The organism is Bacillus sp. AFS073361 (assembly GCF_002567005.1).
Lineage (GTDB): Bacteria > Bacillota > Bacilli > Bacillales > Cytobacillaceae > Neobacillus.
The window spans coordinates 60,594-72,568 of the sequence record NZ_NUZU01000038.1 but is presented as its reverse complement, the minus strand read 5'-3'; the positions used below and the strand labels follow the sequence as shown (position 1 = coordinate 72,568).

General features: G+C 37.8%; 14 protein-coding genes. 9 read left to right on the top strand and 5 right to left on the bottom strand.

Going from position 1 to position 11,975, the window contains the following annotated elements:
- Positions 1 to 17: 17 nt before the first annotated feature.
- On the bottom strand, positions 18 to 221 hold the full coding sequence (locus COJ96_RS20100) for a DUF2536 family protein (protein WP_098575578.1): 204 nt from the start codon (positions 219 to 221) through the stop codon (positions 18 to 20).
- Positions 222 to 544: 323 nt separating this feature from the next.
- On the opposite strand from COJ96_RS20100, the gene mtnN reads away from it, so the two are divergent.
- The 5 genes from mtnN (at position 545) to COJ96_RS20075 (ending at position 4,127) form a co-directional block, all read left to right on the top strand.
- Positions 545 to 1,240 (top strand): 5'-methylthioadenosine/S-adenosylhomocysteine nucleosidase, encoded by a 696-nt coding sequence (gene mtnN, locus COJ96_RS20095; protein WP_098575577.1) that lies wholly within the window; start codon positions 545 to 547, stop codon positions 1,238 to 1,240.
- Between the two features lie 13 nt (positions 1,241 to 1,253).
- Positions 1,254 to 2,177: a PLP-dependent cysteine synthase family protein gene (locus COJ96_RS20090; protein WP_098575576.1), complete on the top strand. Its 924-nt coding sequence runs from the start codon at positions 1,254 to 1,256 to the stop codon at positions 2,175 to 2,177.
- On the top strand, positions 2,178 to 3,314 hold the full coding sequence (locus tag COJ96_RS20085; RefSeq protein WP_098575575.1) for a bifunctional cystathionine gamma-lyase/homocysteine desulfhydrase: 1,137 nt from the start codon (positions 2,178 to 2,180) through the stop codon (positions 3,312 to 3,314).
- A gap of 486 nt (positions 3,315 to 3,800) precedes the next feature.
- A complete protein-coding gene (locus COJ96_RS20080; protein ID WP_081825320.1) occupies positions 3,801 to 3,941 on the top strand; it encodes a YrzI family small protein in 141 nt (46 codons plus the stop codon).
- Between the two features lie 45 nt (positions 3,942 to 3,986).
- Positions 3,987 to 4,127, top strand: a complete 141-nt coding sequence (locus COJ96_RS20075) for a YrzI family small protein (RefSeq protein ID WP_098575574.1) — start codon at positions 3,987 to 3,989, stop codon at positions 4,125 to 4,127.
- A gap of 451 nt (positions 4,128 to 4,578) precedes the next feature.
- On the opposite strand, the gene COJ96_RS20070 is transcribed toward COJ96_RS20075, so the two are convergent.
- Positions 4,579 to 6,375 carry a M3 family oligoendopeptidase gene (locus COJ96_RS20070; RefSeq protein WP_098575573.1) on the bottom strand — a complete coding sequence of 599 codons (1,797 nt, stop codon included), beginning with the start codon at positions 6,373 to 6,375 and terminating at the stop codon, positions 4,579 to 4,581.
- Between the two features lie 182 nt (positions 6,376 to 6,557).
- On the opposite strand from COJ96_RS20070, the gene COJ96_RS20065 reads away from it, so the two are divergent.
- Both COJ96_RS20065 and COJ96_RS20060 read left to right on the top strand, forming a co-directional pair.
- Positions 6,558 to 7,241 carry a response regulator transcription factor gene (locus COJ96_RS20065; RefSeq protein WP_098575572.1) on the top strand — a complete coding sequence of 228 codons (684 nt, stop codon included), beginning with the start codon at positions 6,558 to 6,560 and terminating at the stop codon, positions 7,239 to 7,241.
- Positions 7,242 to 7,276: 35 nt separating this feature from the next.
- The gene (locus tag COJ96_RS20060) at positions 7,277 to 8,254 is read left to right on the top strand and encodes a F510_1955 family glycosylhydrolase (RefSeq protein ID WP_098575571.1); all 978 of its coding nucleotides are present in this window, start codon (positions 7,277 to 7,279) and stop codon (positions 8,252 to 8,254) included.
- A 225-nt stretch (positions 8,255 to 8,479) separates the two neighbouring features.
- Here COJ96_RS20060 and sigK read toward each other — a convergent pair whose 3' ends face one another.
- Positions 8,480 to 9,193, bottom strand: coding sequence for an RNA polymerase sporulation sigma factor SigK (gene sigK / locus COJ96_RS20055; RefSeq protein WP_026563502.1), 714 nt, complete (start codon positions 9,191 to 9,193; stop codon positions 8,480 to 8,482).
- 162 nt (positions 9,194 to 9,355) lie between these two features.
- The gene (gene pssA, locus COJ96_RS20050; RefSeq protein ID WP_026563503.1) at positions 9,356 to 9,895 is read right to left on the bottom strand and encodes a CDP-diacylglycerol--serine O-phosphatidyltransferase; all 540 of its coding nucleotides are present in this window, start codon (positions 9,893 to 9,895) and stop codon (positions 9,356 to 9,358) included.
- 127 nt (positions 9,896 to 10,022) lie between these two features.
- Between pssA and COJ96_RS20045 the strand changes: the two genes are divergently transcribed.
- Positions 10,023 to 10,802 (top strand): phosphatidylserine decarboxylase, encoded by a 780-nt coding sequence (locus COJ96_RS20045; RefSeq protein WP_098575570.1) that lies wholly within the window; start codon positions 10,023 to 10,025, stop codon positions 10,800 to 10,802.
- Positions 10,803 to 10,846: 44 nt separating this feature from the next.
- On the opposite strand, the gene COJ96_RS20040 is transcribed toward COJ96_RS20045, so the two are convergent.
- Positions 10,847 to 10,987, bottom strand: a complete 141-nt coding sequence (locus COJ96_RS20040; protein WP_081825323.1) for a sporulation histidine kinase inhibitor Sda — start codon at positions 10,985 to 10,987, stop codon at positions 10,847 to 10,849.
- Between the two features lie 469 nt (positions 10,988 to 11,456).
- Between COJ96_RS20040 and COJ96_RS20035 the strand changes: the two genes are divergently transcribed.
- Entirely contained in the window at positions 11,457 to 11,972 is a 516-nt protein-coding gene (locus COJ96_RS20035) for a YqeG family HAD IIIA-type phosphatase (RefSeq protein WP_026563506.1), read from the top strand.
- Positions 11,973 to 11,975: the final 3 nt, after the last annotated feature.

Genomic DNA, 11,975 nt, shown 5'->3' with positions numbered 1-11,975 from the left:
ATCTCTGAGAGGTTTTTTTATTTCTTTTTAAAATGGACAACAGCAGTAAAATATGTTTGGCCATTTTCATTAATATGCATTTGGTGGGAAACGGAATGGACAGAAAGTAAAATTGCCCGATTTTCGTCAATTTGAGATTCAATCTTTTTTTGTAAGGTTTTTAAATTATTTGCCTCAAAAAATTCCACTTTATCCTCAATAAGTTCAAATTGAAAATTCATATGATCACCTTCCTATTGTTTGTATTTTAGCTTTTTCCACGAATTCGCACAACGAAATTGTGAAGAGCCTGGCAAATATAATTCGTTGGGAACAGGTTTTTCACGAACCCATATGATACTTATAGGATTGGAGATATACTCTGTCGCGTGGAAAAATGGAGAAGTACTTGCTGTTTTATTAGCATGCTTTTTTCAAAAACGGTAGAATAGTGTTTGCGGATACGATGGATGAATCCGAGGAAGATTATTAGCAGAAACGTTACGACCTTAAACAAGGCTTGACAGCTAAGGAAGGCGTAAAAAAACGAGAAAGAGGTCCAAGTATGAAAATCGCAATTATCGGAGCAATGGAAGAAGAAGTTACCTTACTTAGAGACAACATCACCAATCAAACACAAGAAACCGTCGCGGGATGTGAGTTTACTTTTGGGCAAATGCATGGTGCGGATGTTATTTTGCTCCGCTCTGGAATAGGTAAAGTAAATGCAGCCATGTCAACAACTATCCTGTTAGAAAAATATAAGCCTGATTGTATCATAAACACTGGTTCTGCAGGTGGCTTTAACCCATCGCTTAATGTGGGAGATGCGGTTATTTCTACTGAAGTCAGATACCATGATGTCGATGTAACGGCATTTGGCTATGAATATGGTCAAGTCCCACAGCTGCCTGCTGCATTTTTAGCAGATGAAAAATTAATTTCAGTTGCTGAAACAGCTGCACAAGAGCTTGATAATTTCCAAATTGTTAAAGGCTTGATTGTCACAGGAGATTCATTCATGGAAGACCCGGTCCGAGTTGACTTTGTCCGGTCTAAATTTCATGACCTGCAGGCCGTTGAAATGGAAGCAGCAGCGATTGCCCAAGTGGCCCATCGATTTGGAGTTCCTTTCGTAATTATTCGTTCGCTTTCAGATATTGCTGGAAAAGAATCCGAACTTTCCTTTGATCAATTTATTGATAAAGCGGCGACCAATTCTGCAACCCTTGTAATGAAAATGGTGACAGCTTTACGATAGTAGAGGTGGAAAAATGAAGGTTTATAAAAATGTTCATGAGCTCATCGGGCATACCCCGATTGTTGAGATTTCACAGTTTCCTTTGCCTGATGGAGTTCGTATTTTTGCAAAGCTAGAATTTATGAATCCAGGCGGCAGTATAAAAGACCGCCTTGGGGTCGAGCTATTACAGGAAGCATTTGCATCTGGAAAATTGCAGACCGGTGGGACTGTGATTGAACCCACCGCCGGGAATACCGGGATTGGTTTAGCACTTGCTGCTATTAACAAAGGAGTACAGGTGATCCTATGTGTTCCTGAAAAGTTTAGCATGGAAAAGCAAGATTTAATGAAAGCACTTGGGGCTAAGATCGTTCATACTCCAACTGAGCAAGGGATGAAAGGGGCAATTGCCAAGGCTGAGCAGCTTCTGAAGGAAATACCTGGTTCGTATTGTCCACAGCAATTTGGTAACCCTGCCAACCCTGAAACGTATTATAAAACACTTGGACCGGAACTTTGGGATCAAATGGACGGTCAAATTGATATCTTTGTAGCGGGAGCAGGCACTGGCGGAACATTTATGGGAACTGCTCGTTACTTAAAAGACCAAAAGAATACTGTGAAAACAGTGATTGTTGAACCGGAGGGCTCTATCCTCAATGGTGGAGAATCAGGTCCGCATAAGACAGAAGGGATTGGAATGGAATTTTTGCCAGGATATATGGATCCTGATTACTTTAATGCAATTCATACTGTACCTGATGATGCTGCTTTTGCCTTGGTAAAGGAAATCGCTATGAAAGAAGGCTTGCTGGTGGGCAGCTCTTCGGGAGCAGCCTTTCATGCCGCATTGATAGAAGCTATGGCGGCTAAGCCTGGCACAAATATTGTGGTTATCTTCCCTGATGGAAGCGAACGATATTTAAGCAAGAAGATTTTTGAAGGAGGTATTTAGATGAAAAGGAAAACCCAATTGATTCATGGTGGAATAAGTAATGATCCTGCAACGGGGGCGGTTACCTTTCCTATTTATCAAGTGAGTACGTATAAGCAAGAAGGTGTCGGTGGACATAAGGGTTATGAATATTCTCGTACCGGAAATCCTACAAGATTTGCGCTTGAGGAATTGATTAAAGAGCTTGAAGGAGGAAAAGCAGGATTTGCTTTTGGCTCTGGGATGGCAGCCATGACAGCAGTAATGATGCTGTTTAACAGTGGGGATCATGTCATTTTAACAGATGATGTTTACGGTGGCTCGTTTCGTGTAATGACTAAAGTCTTGAATCGGTTAGGCATTGATTCTACTTTTGTTGATACAAGTAAGGCTGATAATATTTTAAGTGCAATTAAACCCAATACCAAAGCGATCCACTTAGAAACACCTACCAATCCGCTATTAAAAATTACGGATATTGAGGCAGTTGCAAAGCTTGCCAAAGAACATAATCTTTTAACCATTGTCGATAATACATTTTCAACACCTTATTGGCAAAATCCAATCGAACTGGGTGCGGATATTGTTGTGCATAGTGCCACCAAATATCTTGGCGGGCACAGCGATGTCGTCGCAGGCTTAGCTGTTGTAAACAGTGAAAAGCTCGCGGAAGATCTCCATTTTGTGCAAAATTCAACAGGAGGAATCTTAGGTCCGCAAGATTCTTATTTATTAATTCGTGGGATTCGTACTTTAGGGGTTCGCTTGGAAGAGATGGAAGCCAATACAAAGGCTATTGTAGAATTTCTACAAGGACACGAGAATGTAAAGAAAGTTTATTACCCTGGGCTTGAAACACATCCGAATCATCAAATCGCCAAAAAGCAAACCAGAGGTTTTGGAGGGATGGTTTCATTTGATGTAGGAAGTGCCGAGAATGCTGACAAATTACTTAGTAAGGTGAAATATTTTACATTAGCAGAAAGTCTTGGAGCAGTAGAAAGCTTGATTTCAGTACCAGCAAGAATGACACATGCATCGATACCAGCAGAACGCAGAGCAGAACTTGGAATCACAGACGGCCTCGTAAGAATCTCAGTGGGCTTAGAAGACGCAGAAGACCTCATCGAAGATCTTGACAATGCATTAAAAGCTTAAACCTTGGGTGTCAAGCACATTGTGAAGAATTCACATGGTGCCTGACACCCTTTTTTAAATTAGGCTTATTAATTAATTTATAAAAACTTCTGTAAAAAAGGTTTACAAAGTAGTGGTGTGTGGATATAATTACCGTAGAAAGTAAAAAATTCCAAAAAGGAGGTCGAAGAAAATGATGTTAACTTTAACTCGTAAGATTGTTGCACCAATGGGCAGGACTTTAGCATCTACAACTGTATATGAATATCAAACATTCGACCCGACTGGAATGGATTGCTTAAGATTACGTTAAGTTACCCATACATATCCATGCCGCAGGGAGAATGATCCTTTGCGGTATTTTTGTGCCTAAAAATCACCAATCCGCAGGGGATAATCTTCTGCGGTCTTTTTGTGCCCTTTTTGAGAGCATTTTGGATATGTGCTGCATAAATTAAATTTGTTGTGACTGTGTAATTAAAAATTATTTAAAGGAGGTGGTACCACATGACCCTGAACATACTCTTCTTCACGATTACATTCAAAAAACGGGAGATCAGTCTTCAAGAGGCTGCAAACCAGGAAATGGTTGAAAAGCTTTATGAACAAAACAAGGATAAACAAATTTCCATGTACCGCTATATGTAATGGAAATCCTTAATTAAAAGCTAAAAACAAAGGAAGTGTACCGAAATGACTCTAAATATTATCTTCTTTTCGATTACGATTAAGAAAAGAAAAGTAAGTACAGAAGAAGCTATTCATCAAGAAATGGTTGAGAAGCTTTATGAACAAAACAAGGACCGTCAAGCATCCATGTTCCGCAGCATGTAATTAGCAATAAATTTGATAAAAAGAAAGGTGGTTTTATATATGAAGTGTTTAGTAATGCAAGGTCGGGGTGCAAGTTTCTGGATTATGAAGGATACCACCTAGCTGAGAATAAAAATTAGGAGGTAACGAGATGCCGCTCCATATCTTATTATTGTCGCTATTCTTTAAATCAAAGAAAAAAAGTTCAAAATGATATCATAGGTAAATATTACTGCTAATAGCCTAAATTTTTTGTTAACAAAAAGTTCGAATTTCCCCCCGGTAGATACTGTGAAAATATGATAAATTCAAATTAGAAAGAACAGGATCTATCTAAGGGGTGGAGAGTATGTTCATGGTTGTGATGGCAATCGTCATTACTGCGGCAATCAGCTGCGTAATTTCAGCTGAACTTAGTGTAGAATAAAAGTAAGCATCGACCACACCAATCGGTCGATGCTTTTATTTTTCCTTATTTATCTGTTAACATTAAGAACTCATCAATATCATCAAGACAAATTTGAACGGCTTTTTCCCAGAATTCTGGCTGAGTTAAATCAACCTGTAAATGTTTCTTTGCAAGGTCTTCGACTGACATGGATGCTGTATCCCTTAACAGGGCAATGTACTTTTCTTCATAACCTTTGCCTTCCTCTAGCGCCTGTGCATAAATGCCAAGTGAGAAAAGGAAACCGAATGTATACGGAAAATTATAAAATGGAACCCCAGTAATAAAGAAATGTAGTTTTGAAGCCCAGAATAATGGATGATACTCTTCTAATGCATCGTTATAGGCTATTTTTTGAGCTTCAAGCATTAACTCATTTAAACGTTCCACCGCAACAGGACCTTGTTTTCTTTCCGCATAAAAACGTGTTTCGAATAAGAAGCGCGCATGAATATTCATCAATAAGGCAACTGTTCTTTGGATTTTGTCATCTAAAAGAACAAGTTTTTCTTCCATATCCTTCGCATTTTTCACGGCAGCATCTGCAACAATCATTTCAGCAAAGGTTGAAGCTGTTTCAGCGACATTCATCGCATAATTTCGGTTGAGATGATGGACACCCTTCATGGCAAATGTGTGGAAGCCATGACCTAGTTCATGTGCTAATGTTGAAACGTTTGATGGTGTTCCTGAGTAAGTCATGAAAATACGAGACTGATTACTTTCCGGAAAGAAAGTACAAAAACCGCCAGGTGCTTTTCCAGGTCGATCTTCCCCCTCAATCCATCGCTCTTCAAATGCTTTTCGAGCAAAAGAAGCCATTTTCTCTCCAAAAATCGCGAAGTTCTGTTCGATAAATTGAGCTCCCTCTTGATAAGTAACCTTTGAAGCCGTTTTTCCCAATGGGGCATCTAAATCGTACCAGCTCAATTTTTCAATACCTAAGAGCGATGCTTTCCGATCTAAATACTTAACGAGCTTTTGTTTGTTATCCGAAATGACTGCCCACATGGTTTCCAGCGTACCCTTTTCCATACGGTTAATGCTAAGCGGCTCTTTCAATATATCCTCCCAGCCTCTTTTCTGGTAAACATTTAAACGAAAGCCAGAAAGGTGATTAAGGGTTTTGGCTAACAAATCAGCCTGTTCTCCCCAAGCCTTCTCCCAATTCGCAAAGATTGCTGCGCGGATATCTCTGTCAGGGCTTGAAAATTTGTTGAAAGCCTGACCGACGGACAGTTGTTTCTCTTCTCCGTTTTCGTTAAAAGGGATTTTTATTTTTCCAACGATTAAATCATACAACTGACCCCAACTATGATAACCATCCACACCAAGGGCGCTAATTAATGCTTCTTCTTCTTTAGAGAGTTTATCTTTTGCACGTTCACGCCGTTCCGTTAATATGTAAGAAAGTACATTTAATTGTTCATCCGCTAACAGTTTCGTCCAAACTTCATCAGTGATCGATGTTAATGAAATGTCAAACTTACTAAGAGCTGTTTGAAAGGCAGCACTTAAGCTGGTTACTTTCGAGTCCAAGTAGTATGCCTTTTTATCGTCTGTATTTTGTGCCTGCAAACACCCAACAAAGGCACCTGCCTGACGCAGCTTTTTAGCAGCATGCTCAAAGTCCTCAAGTAATTCTTTCAAGAGTTTTGCATCCTCAATTGCATTGAGTGGTGACCAGTTATTCACTTTTGATTGGAATAGCTCAATTATTTCTGAGGTGAGGATTAAATGGTCTGCAAATTCAGCGGATTCACTGCCACCTTTAAAAATTGCGTCTAGGTCCCAAACATCTAAATATGGAGTGGTTGTCAATCTATATACCCCCTTTATGTATTTACAATATAATTATATAAATTTCTTTCTAAAAATTCTATAAACTACGCTTTCCGAAGAATAGGTCGAAAGCGTAGGAAATTACTATTATCTTCATATTTGTATTAGTTGGTATATAGTATAATTTAAATCTAGATTTCTATTTATGGGAGTGGAAGTTCGTGAAAAAAATACTACTCGTAGACGATGAACCAAGAATGTTAGATTTACTTTCCCTTTATCTAACTCCCAAGGGATATACCTGCATAAAAATGACCACTGCTCGTCAGGCAATTCATTATTTGCAAGAAGAGAAAAAAGCAGAAATCATTTTGTTAGATGTAATGATGCCTGAAATGGAGGGTTGGGAAGCATGTCAGGAAATTCGAAAACACTGGGACATCCCAATCATCATGCTAACCGCACGAAGTGAAAAAAATGATATTGTAAAGGGTTTAAACATGGGGGCAGATGACTATATTTCAAAACCCTTTGATGAAGAAGAATTACTTGCTCGTATTGACGCCGTTTTAAGAAGAAAAACAGGTTTTACAGGATTGATTGACTTTAAGGGTCTTGAATTGAACGAGGACTCTTTCAGTGTTGTTTTCAATAATCAGCAAATCCCTGTAACACCAAAAGAATTTGCTTTATTAGCGCTTTTCCTAAAAAATCAGAATAAAGTGTTTACCCGTGAACACTTATTGACAACAATCTGGGGTTATGCGGCTCAGGCAGAAGACCGGACAATTGATTCCCATGTTCGTAATTTACGAGATAAATTACGAAAAACGGGATTTCCAGTTGATGAATATTTGACAACCGTATGGGGACTGGGGTATAAGTGGATGGATAAGGATTCATAAGTGAATACCTCATAGTTTAGTATGGAGGGAAAAAAGTGAAGAAAACAATGAAAGTCTTTCTTGCAATGTTGATTGGAATCATGTTGCTAGTGGCCTCAGGTTGCCAAGACACAACCCAAGAACAAAAGCAGCAGCCACAACTAGAAAAGAAAGAAAAGGTCACCTATGATATTATTCAAGCAAAATCATTAAAAGTAGGTCAGATTCTTGGTATTGGTTATCCAGGAAATGATTTTGCTTTATACGTTGCGACCGATAAGGGCTTAAAAATGTTTAACGGTTCAAATTGGTTTGAAACAACAACGAACCAACATGAATACTATAGTTTTCAAGCGGTAAGCACTGGTTTTATTGCAAGCGGACATCCGCAAAAAGGATCGGGATTAAAGGACCCGCTTGGTATCATTCAAAGTGTCAATAAAGGACAAACTATCCGTAAACTATCCTTCTACGGTCAATCGCTTTTTCATTTCATGGGCGCAAGTTATTCAGGAAAAGGTCTCTATGTTATTAAAGAAGACCAAAATGCAAAAACCTTAGGCCAAGGCCTGAACTATTCTAAGGATAATGGGAACACGTGGAAAAATAGTACATTAAAGAATTTTAATGCGGATTCCTATGGGAGGATTGCCGTTCATCCGAAAAATGGGGATATCATCGCGATGCCGACACGGTCTGGTATTTATTATTCGACCGATAACGGAAATACAATGAAACAAGTTACCAATCCATTCATGGTAACATCACTTACATTTAGCGGAGAATCAGTTTTATTTTCAAGTGTGGAAAACAAGAACATATTATTAAAAACGATTAATCCTGCTACCGGTGAACAAAAAAATATCGAGATTCCCTTCCTTGATTATGAAAATCCAATCACTTACTTAGCAGTTAATCCTCAAGATCCTAAGCAAATAGCTTTCACCACTATAAATAATGATATCTATGAGTCAATAGATGGTGGAGTTAAATGGAATAATCCGATGCAGAATGGAAAAACAGAGCTGAAATAAACTTTCGGCTCTGTTTTTCTGTTATATACAAAATTATAAAATAATTATTATGGATAAATTGAAATAGTTCTCTGAATCGAGCTCCAGCGCCCAGCGGCTAATGTACTTCGCTCTCCGCCCTACGATAAGTCAACATCGAATCACTATCGCTCTTCGTGTTTCCTTTATCTCGGTTGGAGCGCTCCAGTCCATACGCCGCTAAACGGGCGCTTACGCTTTTTGTTTTTATTTTTTCTTTTTTTCTTTTTCAGCCCGATAAAATTCATGGAACATTTTCATTAAGGCGCGTTTTTCAATTCTTGAGACATAGCTTCTTGATATGCCTAATTCTTTCGCAATTTCTCGTTGTGTTTTTTCCTTTTGCAGGTCTAGTCCGAAGCGTCCGACAATTACTTCTTTTTCTCGGTCATCGAGAACTTCAATGTATTTCTTTACTTTCTCAAGTTCCATGTTCAACTGAATGGTATCAATCACATCTTCGGATTCTGATTTTAGTACATCGATTAATGATATTTCGTTTCCTTCCTTATCTTGACCAATCGGATCATGTAAGGAAACATCTTTTTTTGTTTTTTTAAGGGCCCGTAAGTGCATCAAAATTTCGTTCTCGATACAACGTGCAGCATAGGTTGCTAGCTTAGTTCCTTTTCCTTCTGAGTAGCTCTCGATCGCTTTAATTAGCCCAATCGTTCCAATCGAAATTAAATCTTCCGAGTCTTCCCCTGTGTTTTCGAATTTCTTGACTATATGCGCGACCAGTCTCAAATTGTGTTCAATTAGCATATTACGCGCATGTGAATCCCCCTCTGCCATTAAGCGAAGATATTTTCTTTCTTCTGCAGCAGATAGGGGTTGAGGAAAGGCATTATTTTTAACATAGGAGACAAGGAATAAAAATTCTTTCATTAAATATCCGAGAGCTGTTAAGATTCCAGACATCCGCATCTACCCCCGTCTTTTTTGGCCATTTCGCCTATTATTAATTCCTATGAAGGAAAAGGGAAATTGTGTCTGTCCATAAACTTTTTTATTTGAGAGACATTTTTTTTGAAAATAAAAAACATCCATCGTCGGAGTGATGGATGCTTTAAGTTTCAATAATTAGACTTTTTTCAGTTTAAATGGACTTACCATAAGGAATGATAGAATGATGGTTATGAATAAGAATGATTGCGATGGAATATAAGGAATGGCCAAGTAGCTTAGAGTTGCTAAGCAACCTGCTGCGGTAATGGGTAAACCTGTAAAGTATCCATTGCTTTCCGATATATTGAAGCGTGCTAATCTGAAGGCACCACAACCAATGTAGAAAACGGTGAAAAATGAACCCGGTCCGCCAAATTCATGTAAAATTCCTTGATATAGTAATAGTGCAGGTGCTACACCAAATGATATAATATCACTCATGGAATCTAACTGTTTGCCTAATTCCGATTCGATATTAAACTTTCGTGCAACCATGCCATCAAAACGATCTGCCAAAGCCGCAATAAAAATTAACAGCAAGCTTAATCTTAGATTCCCATGAAGCCCGAATATAATTGCAAATCCGCCAAGCGATAAATTTGTTAAGGTGAGTACATTAGCTGTTTGGGATTTAAGTTTTTTTATTGTTTGATCGAGTACGTCCAATAAAAACATTCTCCACATCACTCCTTTTTTTAGCCAAAAGGGAAATCAAATTTGTTAATTTATTCTATATTATTTAATTTTAAGCGTTTTATGTCTTTTCGTAAAGAGTATTTTTACACTATTTGGGGGTAGTTCGATGATTCAAGGTCTTTATCGTTTCATGATTGAGTTAACCAATGGCAGGTGGACTTCAGTTATATTAAGAAGGTTTGCTCGTTCATCTGTCAGTCGTTTTATGATACCATCCTTCGCCAAGATTTATCACTTAAACTTAGAAGAAACGGAGAAGGATTTGTCAGACTATGCTACTCTTCATGATTTATTTGTTAGGACACTGAAAAAGGAAGCAAGAGTAATTGATAAAAACGAAGAAACAGTTGTTAGCCCTGTGGATGCAGTTATTGAAGATATTGGCCCAATTACAGAAACAAGTGATATTCTGGTCAAGGGCAAGAGGTATTCCATTAAAGAAATGCTCGGCGACCAAGAGTTATTAGCCAAATATATACATGGTACATATATGATTCTTTATTTAAGCCCAAGTCATTATCATCGTATTCATAGTCCTGTTAATGGAGTCGTCACCAAGCAATGGACGCTGGGCGCTAAATCATATCCTGTCAATAAGCTGGGATTAAAATATGGGGTTCGAACGCTTGCCAAAAATTATCGGGTAATTACTGAAGTTAAAACAGATTACGGGCATGTAGCCATTGTTAAGGTAGGGGCAATGTTTGTTAATTCGATTGAAACCACCCACAAGGGATCCGAATTAGAAAAGGGCGGAGAATTAGCTTACTTTAGTTTCGGTTCAACGGTTGTCTTGTTATTCGAAAAAGATATTTTTCAAATCGATTCAACCATACATACCCCGAAGGACATTAAAGTGGGAGAGAAAATTGGGATTTTTAGATAGTACGAAAGAAAAATGGGCAAAAAGAAAAGCCCGATTAGGGCGGATTATGAAGAAATTTTTATTTTATGGTATAAGGAACGTCGCAGCATTTCTGACTCGATTAGTCCAATAAATTCAGGACTAAGGTTTAATTCTCTTGCTTTAAAATACGATTCAATTAGTAATTCATCTGAAAGTTTTCGCACGGCAAATTCCACCTCCGATTTGCAAATAAAGTGTTCTATTATAGGAATGATAAACATAAAATGGTATGTTCAATGGTGTACCCTAAATCTACCAAATTTATTCCTATAGAACAATCGTTCCAATTATCCACATATTCTGGTGGATAACTTGTGATTACTTTGTTTATAAAATGATGAAAAGTGTATGATTCAATGGGTATAATGTTAATAACTTTATCCACAATATTTGGAAATGATGAAATTTGTCGAAAAATATTTTTAATCTTTTTATCAAGTGGATTTTTTATTGCTGCAAGAAGAGATTCTACGGATGAACATGGAGAGATAAATTATTCATCATGCATTATCATGTTTTGATGAATAATAAGTTTAAAACTTCTTTTAATCTTTGAAACAAAGGTTAAAATTGGTTATGATGGTACATGTGAAAAAAATGAACGAATTTTGATGTCAATGAGGTGTTAGCTTAGTGTTAAAACAATTTTTACCGAATGAGCATGTCAAAAGCATTCTTGATATATCTCCTGAGCAGTTAAGTGCCAAAGGAATAAAGGGGATCATTACGGATTTAGATAATACGTTAGTAGAGTGGGACCGTCCCTTTGCTACTCCTCAGTTAATTAAGTGGTTTGAGGAAATTAAAAGACACAATATCCTGGTGACAATTGTATCTAATAATAATGAAGAACGAGTCAAAGCTTTTTCTGATCCTTTGAAAATTCCGTTTATTTTTAGGGCGAGGAAGCCTTTTGCAGTCGCTTTTCATAAAGCAATTTCACAGATGGGAATAAAAAAGGAAGAGGCTGTAGTAATTGGAGATCAGTTACTAACAGATGTACTTGGCGGAAACCGGGGTGGATTTCATACTATCCTGGTTGTCCCTGTTGCGCAAACGGATGGCTTTTGGACAAAGTTTAACCGTTTTGCTGAAAGAAGGATTTTAAATTGGTTTCGAAAAAAAGGTATGCTTCAATGGGAGGATTAATGT

Coding starts and splice junctions, on each gene's coding strand:
- COJ96_RS20075 (WP_098575574.1), top strand. CDS start 3,987: ATGACTCTAAATATTATCTTCTTTTCGATTACGATTAAGAAAAGAAAA.
- COJ96_RS20085 (WP_098575575.1), top strand. CDS start 2,178: ATGAAAAGGAAAACCCAATTGATTCATGGTGGAATAAGTAATGATCCT.
- pssA (WP_026563503.1), bottom strand. CDS start 9,895: ATGTTTTTATTGGACGTACTCGATCAAACAATAAAAAAACTTAAATCC.
- COJ96_RS20045 (WP_098575570.1), top strand. CDS start 10,023: ATGATTCAAGGTCTTTATCGTTTCATGATTGAGTTAACCAATGGCAGG.
- COJ96_RS20090 (WP_098575576.1), top strand. CDS start 1,254: ATGAAGGTTTATAAAAATGTTCATGAGCTCATCGGGCATACCCCGATT.
- COJ96_RS20080 (WP_081825320.1), top strand. CDS start 3,801: ATGACCCTGAACATACTCTTCTTCACGATTACATTCAAAAAACGGGAG.
- mtnN (WP_098575577.1), top strand. CDS start 545: ATGAAAATCGCAATTATCGGAGCAATGGAAGAAGAAGTTACCTTACTT.
- sigK (WP_026563502.1), bottom strand. CDS start 9,193: ATGTCTGGAATCTTAACAGCTCTCGGATATTTAATGAAAGAATTTTTA.
- COJ96_RS20100 (WP_098575578.1), bottom strand. CDS start 221: ATGAATTTTCAATTTGAACTTATTGAGGATAAAGTGGAATTTTTTGAG.